Genomic DNA, 17832 nt, shown 5'->3' with positions numbered 1-17832 from the left:
AGGGATCGCGCGGCCGGCTGGAGGGCTCCTTCGAGGCCCAGCGATCTCCGATCGCCGGGCACCTCAGGATGAGGGGATTGGGTGGGACCTGCCGTGGTCCGTCGTCTCGTTCTTTTATCCTAGCGCGTCGTCCTGGATATCAGAACCCGGACGATGCGCTCGGTCTTTGGTTGCGCGGCATCGTTTTCCGAAAGCCGGAACCGGCCTTTCGGGATGACCGCTCAGACTTCCACCACCTGCACGTGGCAGGCCGGCTTCTTGCCCCAGACCTCGTTGACGGCGGTGCGCACGGCCCGGTCGACCGCCTTCTCGACGCCCTCCGAGTCCTTGAGCTTGCCCCGCGACATCCCCGACAGGGTGCGCGAGACCGCATCGACCACCGTCTCGATCAACGGCTCGCCGGAGCGGCCGCGATTGGGCAAGCCGATGATGTCCACCGCCGGATCACCCAGCACGACGCCGTCCTCGTCGATGGCGATGGCCACGGAGACCAGGCCGGCCTGCATGAGCTTGCGCCGCTCGGGGATCGCCCGGTCCTTCTCGTCGATCAGGACGTTGCCGTCCTTGAACAGGCGGCCGGCCTTCACGTGGTCGATCACCTCGGGCTTGCCGGGGCTCAGGCGGACGAGGCTGCCGTTGCGGGCCTTGACGACGTTCTGGACGCCCTGGGCCCGGGCGAAGCGGGCGTGCTCGTCGAGGTGCAGCGCCTCGCCGTGGACCGGGATGGACGTGCCCGGCCGGGTCCACTTGTACATCTCGACCATCTCGTCCCGCCTCGGGTGGCCGGAGACGTGGACCAGCTCGGTCCGGTCGGTGATCACCTCGACGCCCTGCTCGATCAGGTCGTTGATGATTGAGCCGACGTCGCGCTCGTTGCCGGGGATCGCCCGCGACGAGAAGATCACCCGGTCGCCGGCAGCCAGGCTGATATCCGGATGGTCCTTGCGGGAGACTCGGGCGAGCGCCGCCCGCGGCTCGCCCTGCGAGCCGGTGAGCAGGGCCACGACCCGCTCGCGGGGCAGGTTCTTCCAGGAATCCGAGCGGCGGAACTCGGGCAGGCCGTCGAGGTAGCCGCATTCGCGGGCCACATCGATCACCCGGTCCATGGCCCGGCCGACCGCCACGATCTCGCGGCCGCAGGCCACGGCCGCCTCGGCCACGGCCCGGATGCGGGCCACGTTCGACGCGAAGGTCGTGACCGCGACCCGGTGCGGCGAATCCGCGATCAGCGTCTTGAGGGTGGCGGCGACCTCCCGCTCGCTCGGCGAGAAGCCCTCGCGCACCACGTTGGTGGAGTCGCAGACGAGCGCTAGGATGCCCTCGTCGCCAAGCGCCGTGAACGCCTCGGGCGAGGTGACCTCGCCGGCCACGGGGGTCGGGTCGATCTTCCAGTCGCCGGTATGGACCACGAGGCCCGCGGCGGTGCGGATCGCGATGGCGTTCGACTCGGGGATCGAGTGCGAGACCGGCACGTATTCGAGCTCGAACGGGCCGACCGTCACCCGGCGGCCCGGCTTCACTTCGCGCAGCTCGACCTTCGGGGCGCCGGGCTCCGAGAGGCGGCGGGTCTCAAGCAGGTTCTTGGCGAAGCGGGTCGCGTAGACCGGCACCTTGAGGCGAGGCCACAGCTCCGAGATCGCCCCGATATGGTCCTCGTGTGCGTGGGTGATGAAGATCCCCAGCAGGTCCTTCCGCCTCTCCTCGATGAAGGAGAGGTCGGGGAACATCAGGTCGATCCCCGGCATCTGCTCCTCGCCGGCGAAGCCCATGCCGCAATCGACCATGATCCACTTCCGGCCCTTCTCCGGACCGAACCCGTAGAGGGCCGCATTCATCCCGATCTCGCCCACGCCGCCGAGCGGCAGGAAGACCAGCTCCTCCTGTCCCATCACCATCTGTCGTCGTCCAACGTCATGCCGCCGTCGCGGCCGTTCCAAAATGCACCTCGCCCGCCGTCACGGTATGCCGTTTTCCGTCGGGGGCGAGGATCACGAGCCGCCCCCCCTCGTCGATGGTCTCGAACACGCCCCGCAGGATGTGTCCGCCGCTCCGCACCGCGATCTCCGACCCAAGACCCGCGGCCCGCGCGAGCCAATCCTCGCGCAGGGGAGCGAAATTCCGTCCTCGGTCCCAGGCGCGTGCTCGCACGGCCATCCGGTCCGAGAGATGTTCCAGTAGCGCTTCGGAGCCGCCCGCGTAACCCGTCGCGGCCAAGCTCGTTGCGCCGAGTCCCTCCGGGGCCGCCGCGACGTTGACGCCGAAGCCGACGACCGCGGCTCTGCGCCCCCCCGGCAGCGTCTCGGCTTCCAGCAGCAACCCTGCCAGCTTGCCGCCGCCGAGCAGCACGTCGTTCGGCCATTTCAACGCGAGAGATCGTGCGCAAGGCGCGCCCCGGGTATCCGGCAGGGTGCCGCAGGTCGCCTCCAGCGCCTCGATCAGGGCCAGGCCGGCGACGAAGCCGAGCTCGGCCAAGTGCTCGGGCGCCACCCCGGCCACCGGCCAGAGCACGCTCGCCGCGAGGTTGCCCGGCAGCGACGCCCAGGTGTTTCCACGGCGCCCCCGGCCCGCCTCCTGCCGCTGGGTCACCACCCAGAGTGGACCGGTCTCACCCGCCTGGGCCTGGGCCATGGCCTCAGTGTTGGTCGAGCCCAGCGTGCCGTGAACGTGCAGGCGGTGGCCCTGGGCCCGCGCCTCGGGTCCGAGACGGTAGCTCAAGGCGTTCGCTTCCGTGCGGGCCCCAGGTGCATCGGAAGGGCCGCAGGCCGCACCGGGCCTAGAACAGCGACCGGGCCGCCCGGCCGGCGACGCCGACCAGCGGTCCGGGCAGCAGGAAGAACAGCACCACGACCACGCTCGACAGGGCCAGCACCACGCGCAGGCCGGGCGCCATCGCCTCGAAGGGCTCCTTCGGCTCGTCGAAATACATGATCTTGACCAGCCGCAGGTAGTAGTAGGCGCCGACCACGCTGGTCACGACGCCGATCACCGCCAGGGTCACGAGGCCGGCCTTGATGGCGGCCGCGAACACGTAGAACTTGGCGAAGAACCCGGCGAGCGGCGGAATGCCAGCCAGCGAGAACATCATCGCGGCGAGGCAGAATGCCAGCCAGGGATGGGTGCGCGACAGGCCCGACAGGTCCTCGATCGACTCGAACATCACGTCCCGGCGCCGGAGCGACAGGATGATCGCAAAGGTCCCCAGCGTCATCGCCAGGTAGATGATCATGTAGGTGACGAGCCCGCTGATCCCCTCCTCGGAACCGCAGGCGAGCCCGATCAGCGCGTAGCCGATATTGGCGATCGATGAGTAGGCCATCAGGCGCTTGATCGAGCGCTGGCCGATGGCCGCGAACGAGCCGAGCGCCATCGAGACCACCGAGACGAAGATGAAGATCTGCTGCCAGATCGCCGTCACGTCCGGCATGGCGCCGATGAACACCCGCACCGTCATGGAGACGGCCGCCATCTTGGGCGCGGTGGCGAAGAAGGCGGTCACCGGGGTGGGCGAGCCCTCGTACACGTCGGGCGTCCACATGTGGAACGGCACCGCCGACATCTTGAAGCAGACGCCCGCGGCCACGAACACGATGCCGAGCACGATGCCCAGGCCCGCATTCTCGTTCAGCGCCGAGACGATGCCGGGGAACGAGACCGTGCCGGTGAAGCCGTAGATCAGCGAGGCGCCGTAGAGCAGCATCCCGGAGGACAGCGCGCCGAGCACGAAGTACTTGAGACCGGCCTCGGTCGACTTGGCGTCGTCCCGGTGGAACGCGGCGATCACGTAGGCGGCGAGCGACTGCAGCTCCAGCCCGAGATAGAGCGCGATCAGGTCGTTGGCCGAGACCATCACCATCATGCCGATGGTGCAGAGCACGATCAACACCGGGAACTCGAACCGGTCGATCCGCTCGCGCTTGAAGAAGTCATGCGCCAGCAGAATCGTCGACGCGGAGCCGAGCAGCACCAGCGACTTCATCACCTTGGAGAACGCGTCGGAGACGAACGCCCCCGACAGGGTGGTGACCCGGCCGTGCGTCGGCTGCGACAGGACGACGAACAGCGCCAGCAGCAGCAGCACCAGGGCGCCGATGCTCACAGTTTCGGCGGAGCGGTCGCCGCGCCAGGCGCCGTACAGGATCATGAGCAGCACGCCGACGCTGAGGATCAGCTCGGGCAGCAGCGGCGCCAGCGAGGGCAGGACGGAGTGGACGGTGGGCATCTGTTCCGTCTCAGCGTGGGAGCGGCAGCGCGGCGGCCGCGGTCTGGGTGTTGGCGAGGGCGGCCTTCATGCCGGTCATCAGCGCTTCCGTGGAGGGCGCGAAGACATCGAGCACGGGGGCCGGGTGCACGCCGTAATAGATCGTCAGCGCCACCAGCGGCGCCAGGATGATCTTCTCGCGGGTGTCGAGATCGAGAATGCCCTGAAGATTGGGCTTCTCGAGCTTGCCGTAGATCACCCGGGCGAACAGCCACAGGGCGTAAGCGGCCGACAGGATGATGCCGAAGGTGGAGAAGAACGCGACGGTCGGGTTCGCCTTGAAGGCCCCCAGCATCGACAGGAACTCGCCGACGAAGCCGGAGGTGCCGGGCAGGCCGACATTGGCCATGGTGAACACCATCATCGCCACCGCGTAGAGCGGCATCCGCTTCACGAGGCCGCCATAGGCCGCGATCTCGCGGGTGTGCATCCGGTCGTAGACCACGCCGACGCAGAGGAAGAGCGCCGCCGCCACGATGCCGTGCGAGATCATCAGGAACAGCGCGCCCTGGATGCCCTGCTCGTTCAGGGTGAACAGGCCGAGCGTCACGAAGCCCATATGGGCGACCGACGAGTAGGCGATCAGCTTCTTGATGTCGGTCTGCATCAGCGCGGTGAGCGACGTGAAGATGATCGCGATCACCGAGAGGGCGAAGACCAGCGGGGCGAAGTCGTGGCTCGCCACCGGCAGCATCGGCAGGGAGATCCGGATGAAGCCGTAGCCGCCCATCTTCAGCAGGATGCCCGCCAGGATCACCGAGCCGGCCGTGGGCGCCTCGACGTGGGCGTCCGGAAGCCAGGTATGGACCGGCCACATCGGCATCTTCACCGCGAACGACGCGAAGAAGGCCAGCCACAGCCAGGTCTGCATGTTCGCCGGGAAGCGGTACTGCAGCAGGGTCGGGATGTCGGTGGTGCCGGCCTGCCAGTACATCGCCATCACGGCGAGCAGCATCAGCACCGAGCCGAGCAGAGTGTAGAGGAAGAACTTGAAGCTGGCGTAGATCCGCCGCTGGCCGCCCCAGATCCCGATGATCAGGAACATCGGGATCAGGCCGGCCTCGAAGAACAGGTAGAACAGCACCAGGTCGAGGGAGGCGAACACGCCGATCATCGTCGTCTCGAGGACGAGGAACGCGACGAAGTATTCCTTCACCCGGACGTGGATCGAGGTCCACGACGCACCGATGCAGAACGGCATCAGGAACGTGGTGAGCAGGATCAGGGGCATCGAGAAGCCGTCGACGCCCAGCTTGAACCGGATCGTCTCGGCGAGCCACGGGTGCGACTCGACGAGCTGGAAGCTCGACGACGTGGCGTCGTAACGGCCCCAGGCCACCAGGGAGAGCACGAAGGTGACGATCGTCGTGGCGAGCGCAGCCCAGCGGGTGTTGCGCGCGACCGATTCCTCGTCGCCCTTCAGGGTGAGGATGAAGGCCGCGCCGCAGAGCGGGACGATCAGCAGGCCGGAGAGGATTCCGAGGCCGAGCATGTCAGTGAACACCCTTGGGCAGGCCGGCCATCAGGTACCAGCTGATCAGGCCGGCCACGCCGATGAGCATGACGAAGGCATAGTGGTAGACGTAGCCGGTCTGCAGGCGGACGACGCCGCGGGTCACGTCGACGACCCGCGCCGCGATGCCGTTGGGACCGAGGCCGTCGATGATCTTCCCGTCGCCCTGCTTCCAGAGGAACAGGCCGAAATCCTTGGCCGGACGCACGAAGATCCGGTCGTAGAGCTCGTCGAAGTACCACTTGTTGAGCAGGAACCGGTACAGCGACGGCTGCTGCGCGGCGAGCGTACCCGGCAGTTCCGGACGGCGGATGTACATCCAGAACGCCAGGACGAAGCCGAGGATCAGCATGATCAGCGGCGCGTAGGAGACGAGCGCCGGGACCTCGTGGATCTCGTGCATGATGTGGTTGTCGGGGCCGTGCGCCAGGGCATGGCCCCAGAACGCGTCCATCCCGGACCCGATGAAGCGGTCGTGGAAGATGATCCCGGCGAACAGGGCGCCGAAGGCGAGGATCGCCAGCGGGATCGTCATCACCAGGGGGCTCTCGTGGGGCGTGTGGTCGCCGTGATGGCCGTGCCCGTGATGGTCGTCCGCGACGAGGTCGCTCTTGTGGGCGGGTTCGACGTCGTGGCCGTGATCGTCGTGGGCCACGCCCTCGGTATGACCCGGGGCGCCGTCGGCCTCGTGCGCCATCGCGGCGTGGGTGGTGCTGGCATGGGAGGTGCCAGCATGCGCGACAGCCGGGGCCGCGTGATCATGCGATCCGTGGATGCCCCAGCGGGCCGGGCCCTCGAAGGTCATGAAGAACAGACGCCAGGAGTAGAACGACGTGAAGAACGCCGCCACCACGGTGCACAGGAAGGCCAGCGTGTGGCCGGGCCGGGTCGAGGCGTAGGCGGCCTCGATGATCGCGTCCTTCGAGTAGTAGCCGGCCGTGTACGGGAAGCCGATCAGCGCGAGCGAGCCGATCGCCATCATGGCGCAGGTGAACGGGATGTGGGAGCGCAGGCCGCCCATGTTCCGCATGTCCTGCTCGTGGTGCATCGCGTGGATGACCGAGCCGGCGCCGAGGAACAGCAGCGCCTTGAAGAAGGCGTGGGTGAACAGGTGGAACACGCCGGCCGAGTAGGCGCCGACGCCGAGCGCCACGAACATGTAGCCGAGCTGCGAGCAGGTCGAGTAGGCGATCACCCGCTTGATGTCGTTCTGCACCAGGCCGATCGTGGCGGCGAAGAAGGCCGTGATGCCGCCGATCACCGTGACGACGATCAGCGCGTTCGGCGCCTCCTCGAACAGCGGCGACAGGCGGGCGACCATGAACACGCCGGCGGTCACCATCGTGGCGGCGTGGATCAGCGCGGAGACCGGGGTCGGCCCCTCCATGGCGTCGGGCAGCCAGGTGTGCAGCAGGAACTGCGCCGACTTGCCCATGGCACCCATGAACAGCAGCAGGCACGCCAGCGTCAGGGCGTTCCAATCATAGCCGAGGAAGTGGAAGCTCAGGGTCTTGATCGCATCGACCTTGCCGAAGATCGCGTCGAACGCCACCGAGCCGGTCAGAACGAAGACCAGGAAGATACCCAGCGAGAAGCCGAAATCGCCGACCCGGTTGACGATGAACGCCTTCATGGCGGCGGCGTTCGCGGAGGGCTTCTCGTACCAGAAGCCGATCAGCAGGTAGGAGGCGAGGCCGACGCCCTCCCAGCCGAAGAACATCTGCACAAGGTTGTCGGCCGTCACCAGCATCAGCATGGCGAAGGTGAACAGCGACAGGTACGCGAAGAACCGCGGCCGGTGCGGATCCTCGTGCATGTAGCCGACGGAGTAGAGGTGCACGAGGGTCGAGACCGTGGTCACGACCACGAGCATCACCCGGGTCAGCGCGTCGACCTTGAAGGCCCAGTCGACCTGGAGGTCGCCGGCCGAGAACCAGGACGCGACCTGCACCCGCTCGGCGTGGCCGCCGTCGAGGAACACGCCCCAGGCGATCAGGGCCGTGAAGGCCAGGAACGCGGTGGTGATGTACTCGCAGGCCCGGGCCCCGATGTACCGGCCGAACAGGCCGGCGATCAGGAAGCCGATCAGCGGGAAGAAGACGATCGCGTGATACATCGCTCTCTTGCAGTCCGTCATCCGGGCCGGCCGCGGGGCGGCGTCCGGATTGTCACTCGGGGCCCGTATGCGCGAGGCCCGTATACGCGGGGCCGCGAAATCGGGTCGCGTGGAGAAGGGGGCTCTAGCCCTTCATCATGCTCACGTCCTCGACCGCGATGGTGCCGCGGTTGCGGAAGAAGACCACGAGGATGGCGAGGCCGATCGCCGATTCGGCGGCCGCGACGGTCAGCACGAACAGGGCGAAGACCTGTCCGGTGATGTCATTCAGCTGCGTCGAGAAGGCGACCAGGTTGATGTTCACCGCGAGCAGGATCAGCTCGATCGACATCAGGATGACGATGATGTTCTTGCGGTTGATGAAGATCCCGAGCACGCCGAGCGTGAACAGGATCGCCGCGACCGTGAGATAGTGGCTCAGGCCGATCATCGTTCGAATCCCCCGCCTTGCATCAAATCGCGCATCAGACCTCGACACCCTGGCGGGAGGGCACCTTGCGGGTCTCCACCGCCATGCTCTGGGTGCGGGCGTTCTGGACCGCGATGTTCTGGCGCTTGACGCCCGGGCGGTCGCGCAGGGTGAGCACGATCGCGCCGATCATCGCCACCAGCAGGATCAGGCCCGCAAGCTGGAAGAAGTAGGCGTAATCCGTGTAGAGCACCCGGCCCAGCGCCTGGGCGTTGGTCAGGTTCTCGGCCGCCGCGACGTTGCCAAGCGGTGCCTGCACGAGGCCCGGATCGATGGTCCAGGAGCCCACCACCAGGAGCAGCTCCACCAGGAAGATCGCCCCGATCAGGCCGCCGACCGGCAGGTATTGCTGGAAGCCCTGGCGCAGTTCGGCGAAGTCCACGTCGAGCATCATCACGACGAACAGGAACAGCACCGCGACCGCGCCGACGTAGACGACGACCAGGATCATCGCCAGGAACTCGGCGCCCATCAGGACGAACAGCCCGGCGGCGTTCACGAAGGCGAGAATCAGGAACAGCACCGAGGCGACGGGATTGCGCGAGGCGATCACCATGAAGCCCGACGCGACCGTGACGCTCGCGAACAGGTAGAAGAAGGCGGCTGCTGCAGTCATGCGCTCGTCGGGATCGGCCGCCGGAGCGGCCCCTTCTGCCTTGCGTGGAAACGGGCCGCAGCGGGCGGCCCGTCTATAGAACCCGGTCGCCGGTGGCACAACAGCACCCCCGGCATGGCTCTAGCGCATCATCCCGGGCAACGGAACCGGGACGACGCGCTATCTCTTTGCGTCGCATCATCTTTTTTCGAAAGCCGGCAACCGCCTTTCGGGATGATGCCCTAGCGGTACGGCGCATCCATCGCGATGTTGCGCGCGATTTCACGCTCCCAGCGATCGCCGTTCAACAGGAGCTTCTGCTTGTCGTAGAGCAGCTCCTCGCGGGTCTCGACCGAGAATTCGAAGTTCGGCCCCTCCACGATGGCGTCCACCGGGCAGGCTTCCTGGCACATGCCGCAATAGATGCACTTCACCATGTCGATGTCGTAGCGGGTGGTGCGGCGGGTGCCGTCGTTGCGGCGCGGGCCCGCCTCGATGGTGATGGCCTGGGCCGGGCAGATCGCCTCGCAGAGCTTGCAGGCGATGCAGCGCTCCTCGCCGTTGGGATAGCGCCGCAGCGCATGTTCCCCCCGGAACCGCGGGCCGCGATGGCCCATCTCGAAGGGGTAGTTGATGGTCGCCTTCGGCTTGAAGAAGTAGCGCATGCCGAGGATCATCCCCGACACGAACTCCTTCAAGAGAAGGCTCTTGGCGACCTGATCCAGCTTCATGCCGTGATCTCCGGTTTGCGTTGGATCACGCGCCCGGGGCCAGGCCGGTGAGCTTCAACACGAAGGCCACGACCACCACCGAGACGAGCGAAATGGGCAGAAAAACCTTCCAGCCGAGGCGCATGAGCTGATCGTAGCGGTAGCGCGGCACGATGGATTTCACCATCGCGAACAGGAAGAACAGGAAGCTGGCCTTCAGGATGAACCAGATCACGCCCGGCACCCAGGTGAACGGCGCGAACGGGATCGGCGACAGCCAGCCGCCCAGGAACAGCACGGTGCCCAGCGCGCACATGCTCATGATGGCGACGTACTCGCCGAGCATGAACAGCAGGTAGGGCGTCGAGGAATACTCGACCATGTACCCGGCCACCAGTTCCGACTCGGCCTCCGGCAGGTCGAAGGGCGGGCGGTTGGTCTCGGCGAGCGCCGAGATGAAGAACACCACGAACATCGGGAACAGCCACAGCCAGTACCAGCCGAACAGGCCGAGGCTGGTGTCCTGCGCCATCACGATGCGCGAGAGGTTCAGCGAGCCGGCGCAAAGCAGCACGCAGATGATCACGAAGCCGAGCGAGACCTCGTAGGAGATCATCTGTGCCGCCGACCGGAGCGCGCCCAGGAACGCGTATTTCGAGTTCGAGGCCCAGCCGCCCATGATGACGCCATAGACGCCGAGCGACGAGATCGCGAAGATGTAGGTGATGCCGACGTTAATGTCGGCGATCGCCCAGCCGTCGGCGAGCGGGATCACCGCCCAGCTCGACAGGGCCAGCATCGCGAAGACCAGCGGCGCCAGCAGGTAGATCGCCTTGTTGGCGCCCGCCGGGATCACCGGCTCCTTCAGCACGAACTTGAGCAGGTCGGCGAAGGATTGCAGCAGCCCGAACGGGCCGACCACGTTGGGTCCGCGCCGGAGCTGCACCGCCGCCCAGATCTTCCGGTCGGCCAGCAGCGCGTAGGCGATGAAGACGAGCAGCGCCGAGAGCAGCACGAAGCTCTTCAGCACGATCAGGAGCACGGTCCCGAGGATTTCGAGCGAGGTCATCGTGAGATCCCTACTCTGCCGCCGCGAGCGGCCGCGCTTCGGCGGCACGCTCGCGAGCCAGGCGCGAGCACTCGGCGAGCACCCGCGAGGCACGGGCGATCGGGTTGGTGAGATAGAAGTCGGTCACCGGCGAAGCGAAGGCGGGGCCGCCCGTGCCGCCGCCGAGACCGGCCAGCCGGTCCACGGCCGCCGCGACATCGCCGGCTTCCACGGTCCCGACCGCCGCGAGATGCGGGTGGGCTGCGTAGAGTGCCCGGCGCAGCGCGGTGAGCGAATCGAACGGCAGGCGCCGGCCCAGCACGTCCGACAGGGCGCGCAGGATCGCCCAATCCTCGCGGGCATCCCCCGGCGGGAACCCGGCTCGGTTGCCCATCTGGACCCGCCCTTCCGTGTTGACCCAGGTCGCCGACTTCTCGGTGTAGGCCGCACCCGGCAGGATCACGTCCGCCCGGGAGGCGCCGCGGTCGCCGTGGGTGCCCTGGTAGACCACGAAGGCGCCCGGGGCGACGTCGCGCTCGTCGGCACCGAGGTTGAACAGCACGTCGACGCCGCCGGTGGCCAGCATGGCCGGGAAATCGAGGCCGCCCTCCCCCGGCACGAAGCCGAGATCGAGGGCGCCGACCCGGGCGGCGGCCGTGTGCAGCACGGCGAAGCCGTTCCACTCCGGCGTCACCGCGCCGATCTTCTTGGCGAGGGTCGCGGCCGCCGCCAGGATACCGGCCTCGACATGGGCGCCGACGATGACGAGCGGAGCCTTCGCGGCCTTGAGGGTCTCGAGGAAGCTGTGCTCGCCGCGGGCGAGGCCCGCGAGCGACTCGGGGCCGGCGCCGATGTAGTGGCTGGGATAGGTCAGGTCGACCGGCTCGCCGATCACCCCGACCGCAAGCGGCGCCATGCGCCAGCGCTTGCGGATGCGCACGTTGAGGAGGGAGGCCTCGGTGCGCGGGTTGGCGCCGACGATCAGGATCGCGTCCGCGGCCTCGATGCCCGGAATGGTCGGGTTGAACAGGTACGAGGCGCGGCCGAGCGCCGGATCGAGGCCGGCATCGGTCTGACGGCAGTCGAGGTTCGGCGAGCCGAGGCTCTTGATCAGCTCGCGAAGCGCAAAGATCTCCTCGACGCCGGCGAGGTCGCCGACCACGGCGCCGATGCGCTTCGGATCGGTGCCCTTCACCTTGGAGGCGATGGCCTGGAACGCCTCGCCCCAGGAGGCGGGCCGCAGCCGGCCGTTCTCGCGCAGGTAGGGCCGGTCGAGGCGCTGCATCCGCAGCCCGTCGACGTGGTAGCGGGTCTTGTCCGAGATCCACTCCTCGTTGATCTCTTCGCTGACCCGCGGCTCGATCTGCATCACCTCGCGGCCGCGGGTGTCGACGCGGATCGACGAGCCGACCGCGTCCATCACGTCGACCGATTCGGTCTTGTTCAGCTCCCAGGGGCGGACGTTGTAGCTCTGCGGGCGGTGGACCAGGGCGCCCACCGGGCACAGATCGGCGACGTTGCCCTGGAGCTCCGAGGCCATCGACTGCTCGAGGTAGCTCGTGATCTCCATGTCCTCGCCGCGGCCGATGGCGCCAAGGTCGGGCACGCCCGCCACCTCCGCCAGGAAGCGCACGCAGCGAGTGCAGTGAATGCAGCGGTTCATCGCGGTCCGCACCAACGGACCGATATGCTTCTCCTCGACCGCGCGCTTGTTCTCCTGGTAGCGGGTCGAATCGACCCCGTAGGCCATCGCCTGGTCCTGCAGGTCGCAATGGCCGCCCTGGTCGCAGATCGGGCAATCGAGCGGGTGGTTGATGAGGAGGAACTCCATCACCCCTTCCCGGGCCTTCTTGGTCAGGCCGGAGCGGGTGAGCACCTCGGGCGGCTCGCCGTTCGGTCCGGGGCGGCAATCCTTCACCGCGTAGGCACAGCTCGCCACCGGCTTGGGTGCGCCCTTCAGCTCGACCAGGCACATCCGGCAATTGCCGGCGATCGACAGGCGCTCGTGGAAGCAGAAGCGCGGGATCTCGGCCCCGGCGGCCTCGCATGCCTGGAGCAGGGTGTATTCGGCCGGTACCTCGACCTCGGTGCCGTCGACGAGGATCTTTGTCATCGGTGCAATCTCAGTGCGGGGCGTCGGCGAGATCGAGGCGACGCTCGATCCTGTCGATCCGCCGGTGAACGCCGGCAGAGTTATCCTCGACCGCGGCCATGCGGCCCTTCCATGCGCGGGCAGCGTCACCCCGGCGATCGGCCGCGTGGTCGATGCGCCGCGGATCGACGAGATTCAGGCTTTCCGGCCGGCCCGTCATCGGCCTACTCGGCCGCCATCGGGATGGGATCGGAATGCGGGTTGGCCGTGTAGCGGTCGATCCGCTTCTCGATCTCGGGCCGGAAGTGCTTGATCAGGCCCTGGATCGGCCAGGCCGCCGCGTCGCCGAGCGCGCAGATCGTGTGACCCTCGATCTGCTTGGTGACCTCGAACAGCATGTCGATCTCGCGCTTCTGCGCGCGGCCCTCGGTCATGCGCTGCATCACGCGCCACATCCAGCCGGTGCCCTCGCGGCAGGGCGTGCACTGGCCGCACGACTCATGCTTGTAGAAGTACGAGATGCGGGTGATCGCCGCGACGATGTCGGTGGACCGGTCGAGCACGATCACCGCCGCGGTCCCAAGGCCGGAGCCGAGGTTGCGCAGGGTGTCGAAGTCCATCTTGGCGTCGATGATCTGATCGGCCGGCACCAGCGGCACCGAGGAGCCGCCCGGGATCGAGCACAGCAGGTTGTCCCAGCCGCCGCGCATGCCGCCGCAATGCCGGTCCACCAGCTCACGGAAGGTGATGCCCAGCTCGGCCTCGACGTTGCACGGCTTGTTGACGTGCCCGGAGACGCAGAACAGCTTCGTGCCGGTGTTGTTCTTGCCGCCGAGGCTGGCGAACCACGAACCGCCCCGGCGCAGGATCGTGCCGGCGACCGCGATCGACTCGACGTTGTTGACCGTCGTCGGGCAGCCGTAGAGGCCCATATTCGCCGGGAACGGCGGCTTGAGCCGCGGCATCCCCTTCTTGCCCTCGAGACTCTCGATCAGCGCCGTCTCCTCGCCGCAGATATAAGCGCCGGCGCCGTGGTGGACGTAGATGTCGAAGGGGAAGTCGTGGACGTTCGACTGGCCGACGAGACGGGCCTCGTAGGCCTCGTCCACCGCCCGCTGCAGGGCGTGTTTCTCGGCCACGTACTCGCCGCGGATATAGATGTAGCAGGCATGCGCGCCCATCGCGAAGCAGGCCAGCATGCAGCCCTCGATCAGGAGATGCGGATCGTGCCGCATGATCTCCCGGTCCTTGCAGGTGCCCGGCTCGGACTCGTCGGCGTTGACCACGAGGTAGTGCGGGCGCCCGTCGGACTTCTTGGGCATGAACGACCACTTGAGGCCGGTGGGGAAGCCCGCGCCGCCGCGACCGCGCAGGCCCGACGCCTTCATCTCCTCGATGATCCAGTCGCGGCCCTGCTCCAGGAGGAACTTGGTCCCGTCCCACGCGCCGCGCTGCTTGGCAGCCTCCAGGCCCGGCGAATGCAGGCCGTAGAGGTTGGTGAAGATGCGATCCTGATCCGACAGCATGTTCTTCGTTCCTCAGCTGACCGGAGCGTCGGTGATGTCGAGGCGGCGCTCGATCCGGGCGAGCCGGGAGTCGAGGGCGCCGAACGTCTCGTAGAGGGTGCCGATATCGGTCTGCACGGGGTTCATCTGCAGTTGCTGCGCCTGCTGATCGCCGCGTACGCCCTTCGACTCGCCGCGCACTTCACGCAGGCCTCCGTCCATGTTCCCGGCGCGCGCCTGCACGACCTTCAGCACCTCGTAGATCCGTTCGTTCGTCACCGCGGTCATGGTGGTCAAACTCCCGTCCCCGACAGCGCCTGAGCCTGGCCCACCCAGTCCTCCCGGTCGATGCGACCTGGGAACGCGAGGTAGGTGCCGACCCAGGTTATCTCGTCGCGGCCCCAGGCGGCGATCTGGTCGAAATGGTAGAGGCCGAGTGCATTCAGGCGCTGGCTGTCGCCCGGGCCGATGCCCTTGATCCGGGTCAGGTCGTCCGGCCGGCCGGCGCGGGCGGCATCCAGGCCGGGCGGACGGGTGCCGACCGCGTTCGCCTTCTGCTCAGGGGTCGCGTCCATCGGCAGGGCCGCCAGGGCGTCCGCGACGCGCGCCTCCTCGGCTTCCGCCGCGACTTCGCCCTCGCTGGCGCCGGACGCCTCCGGCTGCGGCGGGACCGTGCCGCGATCCGGCACAGCCTGGCTGCCCTGGTCGCCCCCGGCCCGCTCGTCCTTGGAGACCGCCTCGGCCGGCGCCTCGCGCACGTCCGCGTCACCCTCCCGGGGGGCGCCGCCCTTCGCCGTCGAGCGGCCGGTCTCGGCCGCGTCCGCCCGATCCTCGGGCTTGACCGGCGTCTCGCCGTTGGCCGCGCGCTGGGCCGGCGCATCGGTGACGGGGCGCTCGGCGGCGCGTCCGGCGTCGGGCCGGGCGGGCTTGGGCTGCGACGCCGCCCGCTGCTCGCTCGACTTCGCCTCGTCCGCCTTCGCGGCGTCGTCGGCGCCGGACTTCGCGGTGTCCTCGAAGCGCTTGCGCCAGGCGCCGACCCGCGAGCCATCGAACAGCGCCGGATCGGTCAGCGTGTCGGGGCCGCCGAGCGGCTCGGATGCCTGGCGCTCGACCTGCGAGCCGACCTTGACCGGCCGGCCGGCGGCGAGGTCATCCATCAGGGTGCCGAGCGATTCGGGCGTCAGATCCTCGTAATAGTCCTGGTTGATCTGGACCATCGGGGCGTTGCAGCAGGCGCCCAGGCACTCGACCTCGAGCCACGAGAAGTTGCCGTCCGGCGAGACGTGGCCGGCGGGGCCGAGGCGCGCCTCGAGCATCTCCTTCAGGCCCCGGGCGCCGCAGGAATCGCACGGCACCGTGCCGCAGACCTGGACCCAGAAGCGCCCCACCGGCTCCAGCGCGAACATCGTGTAGAAGGTGGCCACCTCCAGCACGCGGATGTTGGGCATGCCGAGTTCGGTCGCCACCGCCTCGATGGCGGCCCGGGGCAGCCAGCCGCCGTTCTGCTCCTGCGCCTTCCAGAGCAGCGAGATCACCGCGGAGGCCTGGCGGCCTTCCGGGTACTTTGCGATCTGGGTCTTCGCCCAGGCGGCGTTCTCGGGGGAGAACGCGAAGCTCTGGGGCTGCTCAGAGGCCGGCGCGAGTCTGCGGTTTGCCATCCTGCTAACGCCTTACCGATCCACTTCGCCGAACACGATGTCGAGGGTGCCCAGCACGCACGACACGTCGGCCAGAAGGTGCCCCCGGCACATCCAATCCATCGCCTGAAGATGCGCGAAGCCCGGCGCGCGGATCTTGCAGCGGTACGGCTTGTTGGTCCCGTCGGACACGAGATAGACGCCGAACTCGCCCTTGGGTGCTTCCACGGCGGCGTAGACCTCGCCTTCCGGGACGTGGAAACCCTCGGTGTAGAGCTTGAAGTGGTGGATGAGCGCTTCCATCGAGCGCTTCATCTCCCGGCGGGGCGGCGGCGCGAACTTGCCGTCGATGGCCGCGATTGGGCCCTGACCGGCCGGCTCGCGCAGCTTGGCGCAGCACTGCTTCATGATCTTGGCCGATTCCCGCATTTCCTCCATGCGGATCACCTGCCGGTCATAGGTGTCGCCGTTCCGGCCGACCGGGATGTCGAACGCCATCTCTTCGTAGCACTCGTAGGGCTGCGCCTTGCGCAGGTCCCACGGGATGCCCGAGCCGCGCAGCATGACGCCGGAGAAGCCCCACTCCATGCACTCGTCCACCGAGACGATGCCGATGTCGACGTTGCGCTGCTTGAAGATGCGGTTGGCCATGACGAGGTCGTCGAGATCCTGCACGACCTGCAGGAACGGGTCGCAGAAGGCCTCGATGTCGTCGATCAGCTTGGGCGGCAGGTCCTGGTGGACGCCGCCGGGCCGGAAGTAGTTGGCGTGGAGTCGGGCGCCCGAGGCACGCTCGTAGAAGATCATCAGCTTCTCGCGCTCCTCGAAGCCCCAGAGCGGGGGCGTGAGGGCGCCGACATCCATCGCCTGCGTGGTGACGTTGAGCAGGTGCGACAGCAGGCGACCGATCTCGCAGAACAGCACGCGGATCAGCTGCGCGCGGCGCGGCACCTCGATGCCCGCGAGCTTCTCGATCGCCAGGCAGAAGGCGTGCTCCTGATTCATCGGCGACACGTAGTCGAGCCGGTCGAAATAGGGCGTCGCCTGCAGGTAGGTCTTGTGCTCGATCAGCTTCTCGGTGCCGCGGTGCAGCAGGCCGATATGCGGATCGACGCGCTCGACCACCTCGCCGTCGAGCTCCAGCACAAGGCGCAGCACGCCGTGCGCCGCCGGATGCTGCGGGCCGAAATTGATCGCGAAGTTGCGGATGTTGTGCTCGGTCATCGGGCGGCTCCGCTCCTCAGGCCGACTTCTTCTCGTCGCCCGGGAGCACGTAATCCGTGCCCTCCCAGGGCGAGAGGAAATCGAAGTTCCGGAATTCCTGCGTCAGCTGGACCGGCTCGTAGACGACCCGCGCCTCGTCCTGGTCGTACCGGACCTCGACGAAGCCGGTGAGCGGGAAGTCCTTGCGCAGGGGGTGCCCCTCGAACCCGTAATCGGTGAGCAGCCGGCGCAGGTCCGGATGCCCCGAGAACAGGATGCCGTAGAGGTCGTAGGCCTCGCGCTCGTACCAGTTGGCGGCGGGGAACACCTCGATCGCCGAAGGGACCGGGGTCACCTCGTCGGTCTGCACCTTCACCCGGATGCGCGCGTTGTGGCGCAGCGAGAGCAGGTGGTAGACCACGTCGAAGCGCTTCTCGCGCTGCGGGTAGTCCACGCCGCAGATGTCGATGAAGCTGCGGAACGCGCAGGCCGGGTCGTCGCGCAGGTAGGTCAGCGCGTAGACGATGTCGGAGGACTGGACCACCAGGGTCAGCTCGCCGAACGCGGTGGCGTGGGACACCACCGCCGGGCCGAGCGCGCCGGTGATGCGCGCCGCCATCGCCGCGAGGGCGGACTCGCCGCTCTCCGGCTGCGTATGCGACAGGATCGAGATGCCGTTGGTCATG

16 protein-coding genes are annotated in these 17832 nt (G+C 68.0%); all 16 read right to left on the bottom strand.

The annotated features are described in order from the left end of the window. Window positions 1-221 precede the first annotated feature (221 nt). Window positions 222-1895, bottom strand: coding sequence for a ribonuclease J (locus AC0IY0_RS01795; RefSeq protein ID WP_147938624.1), 1674 nt, complete (start codon window positions 1893-1895; stop codon window positions 222-224). A 16-nt stretch (window positions 1896-1911) separates the two neighbouring features. Then, complete coding sequence (locus AC0IY0_RS01790; protein WP_147907022.1) at window positions 1912-2715, bottom strand: biotin--[acetyl-CoA-carboxylase] ligase; 804 nt, start codon at window positions 2713-2715, stop codon at window positions 1912-1914. Window positions 2716-2773: 58 nt separating this feature from the next. After that, window positions 2774-4219 carry an NADH-quinone oxidoreductase subunit NuoN gene (gene nuoN, locus AC0IY0_RS01785; RefSeq protein WP_147907021.1) on the bottom strand — a complete coding sequence of 482 codons (1446 nt, stop codon included), beginning with the start codon at window positions 4217-4219 and terminating at the stop codon, window positions 2774-2776. Window positions 4220-4229: 10 nt separating this feature from the next. Next, complete coding sequence (locus AC0IY0_RS01780) at window positions 4230-5750, bottom strand: NADH-quinone oxidoreductase subunit M (RefSeq protein WP_147907020.1); 1521 nt, start codon at window positions 5748-5750, stop codon at window positions 4230-4232. A 1-nt stretch (window position 5751) separates the two neighbouring features. Next, on the bottom strand, window positions 5752-7887 hold the full coding sequence (nuoL, locus tag AC0IY0_RS01775) for an NADH-quinone oxidoreductase subunit L (protein ID WP_471762921.1): 2136 nt from the start codon (window positions 7885-7887) through the stop codon (window positions 5752-5754). A 124-nt stretch (window positions 7888-8011) separates the two neighbouring features. Continuing rightward, a complete protein-coding gene (gene nuoK / locus AC0IY0_RS01770) occupies window positions 8012-8317 on the bottom strand; it encodes an NADH-quinone oxidoreductase subunit NuoK (protein WP_147853847.1) in 306 nt (101 codons plus the stop codon). A gap of 34 nt (window positions 8318-8351) precedes the next feature. Next, complete coding sequence (locus AC0IY0_RS01765) at window positions 8352-8972, bottom strand: NADH-quinone oxidoreductase subunit J (protein WP_147907018.1); 621 nt, start codon at window positions 8970-8972, stop codon at window positions 8352-8354. A gap of 221 nt (window positions 8973-9193) precedes the next feature. After that, a complete protein-coding gene (gene nuoI, locus AC0IY0_RS01760) occupies window positions 9194-9682 on the bottom strand; it encodes an NADH-quinone oxidoreductase subunit NuoI (protein ID WP_007560744.1) in 489 nt (162 codons plus the stop codon). 25 nt (window positions 9683-9707) lie between these two features. After that, window positions 9708-10730 carry an NADH-quinone oxidoreductase subunit NuoH gene (gene nuoH / locus AC0IY0_RS01755; protein WP_147853845.1) on the bottom strand — a complete coding sequence of 341 codons (1023 nt, stop codon included), beginning with the start codon at window positions 10728-10730 and terminating at the stop codon, window positions 9708-9710. A gap of 10 nt (window positions 10731-10740) precedes the next feature. Further along, on the bottom strand, window positions 10741-12822 hold the full coding sequence (gene nuoG / locus AC0IY0_RS01750; RefSeq protein ID WP_471762920.1) for an NADH-quinone oxidoreductase subunit NuoG: 2082 nt from the start codon (window positions 12820-12822) through the stop codon (window positions 10741-10743). 10 nt (window positions 12823-12832) lie between these two features. Continuing rightward, window positions 12833-13021 carry a hypothetical protein gene (locus AC0IY0_RS01745; protein ID WP_471762918.1) on the bottom strand — a complete coding sequence of 63 codons (189 nt, stop codon included), beginning with the start codon at window positions 13019-13021 and terminating at the stop codon, window positions 12833-12835. Window positions 13022-13025: 4 nt separating this feature from the next. Further along, on the bottom strand, window positions 13026-14327 hold the full coding sequence (gene nuoF, locus AC0IY0_RS01740; RefSeq protein WP_471762917.1) for an NADH-quinone oxidoreductase subunit NuoF: 1302 nt from the start codon (window positions 14325-14327) through the stop codon (window positions 13026-13028). Between the two features lie 12 nt (window positions 14328-14339). Then, a complete protein-coding gene (locus AC0IY0_RS01735; protein ID WP_471762916.1) occupies window positions 14340-14594 on the bottom strand; it encodes a hypothetical protein in 255 nt (84 codons plus the stop codon). A gap of 5 nt (window positions 14595-14599) precedes the next feature. Beyond that, window positions 14600-15964, bottom strand: coding sequence for an NADH-quinone oxidoreductase subunit NuoE (gene nuoE / locus AC0IY0_RS01730; protein ID WP_471762915.1), 1365 nt, complete (start codon window positions 15962-15964; stop codon window positions 14600-14602). 12 nt (window positions 15965-15976) lie between these two features. Continuing rightward, window positions 15977-17167, bottom strand: a complete 1191-nt coding sequence (locus AC0IY0_RS01725) for an NADH-quinone oxidoreductase subunit D (protein ID WP_147907012.1) — start codon at window positions 17165-17167, stop codon at window positions 15977-15979. A gap of 16 nt (window positions 17168-17183) precedes the next feature. Then, on the bottom strand, window positions 17184-17831 hold the full coding sequence (locus AC0IY0_RS01720; RefSeq protein ID WP_147907011.1) for an NADH-quinone oxidoreductase subunit C: 648 nt from the start codon (window positions 17829-17831) through the stop codon (window positions 17184-17186). Between the last annotated feature and the right edge of the window lies 1 nt (window position 17832).

Source organism: Methylobacterium sp. AC315 (assembly GCF_979253755.1).
Note: the sequence above shows the minus strand (reverse complement) of the source record. Positions and strands in the feature narration are given on the sequence as shown.

What these genes read in the sequence shown, in the direction of transcription:
- AC0IY0_RS01795 (WP_147938624.1), bottom strand. Translation starts at nt 1,895, where the DNA reads ATGGTGATGGGACAGGAGGAGCTGGTCTTCCTGCCGCTCGGCGGCGTG.
- nuoN (WP_147907021.1), bottom strand. Translation starts at nt 4,219, where the DNA reads ATGCCCACCGTCCACTCCGTCCTGCCCTCGCTGGCGCCGCTGCTGCCC.
- AC0IY0_RS01780 (WP_147907020.1), bottom strand. Translation starts at nt 5,750, where the DNA reads ATGCTCGGCCTCGGAATCCTCTCCGGCCTGCTGATCGTCCCGCTCTGC.
- nuoL (WP_471762921.1), bottom strand. Translation starts at nt 7,887, where the DNA reads ATGTATCACGCGATCGTCTTCTTCCCGCTGATCGGCTTCCTGATCGCC.
- nuoK (WP_147853847.1), bottom strand. Translation starts at nt 8,317, where the DNA reads ATGATCGGCCTGAGCCACTATCTCACGGTCGCGGCGATCCTGTTCACG.
- AC0IY0_RS01765 (WP_147907018.1), bottom strand. Translation starts at nt 8,972, where the DNA reads ATGACTGCAGCAGCCGCCTTCTTCTACCTGTTCGCGAGCGTCACGGTC.
- nuoI (WP_007560744.1), bottom strand. Translation starts at nt 9,682, where the DNA reads ATGAAGCTGGATCAGGTCGCCAAGAGCCTTCTCTTGAAGGAGTTCGTG.
- nuoH (WP_147853845.1), bottom strand. Translation starts at nt 10,730, where the DNA reads ATGACCTCGCTCGAAATCCTCGGGACCGTGCTCCTGATCGTGCTGAAG.
- nuoG (WP_471762920.1), bottom strand. Translation starts at nt 12,822, where the DNA reads ATGACAAAGATCCTCGTCGACGGCACCGAGGTCGAGGTACCGGCCGAA.
- AC0IY0_RS01745 (WP_471762918.1), bottom strand. Translation starts at nt 13,021, where the DNA reads ATGACGGGCCGGCCGGAAAGCCTGAATCTCGTCGATCCGCGGCGCATC.
- nuoF (WP_471762917.1), bottom strand. Translation starts at nt 14,327, where the DNA reads ATGCTGTCGGATCAGGATCGCATCTTCACCAACCTCTACGGCCTGCAT.
- AC0IY0_RS01735 (WP_471762916.1), bottom strand. Translation starts at nt 14,594, where the DNA reads ATGACCGCGGTGACGAACGAACGGATCTACGAGGTGCTGAAGGTCGTG.
- nuoE (WP_471762915.1), bottom strand. Translation starts at nt 15,964, where the DNA reads ATGGCAAACCGCAGACTCGCGCCGGCCTCTGAGCAGCCCCAGAGCTTC.
- AC0IY0_RS01725 (WP_147907012.1), bottom strand. Translation starts at nt 17,167, where the DNA reads ATGACCGAGCACAACATCCGCAACTTCGCGATCAATTTCGGCCCGCAG.
- AC0IY0_RS01720 (WP_147907011.1), bottom strand. Translation starts at nt 17,831, where the DNA reads ATGACCAACGGCATCTCGATCCTGTCGCATACGCAGCCGGAGAGCGGC.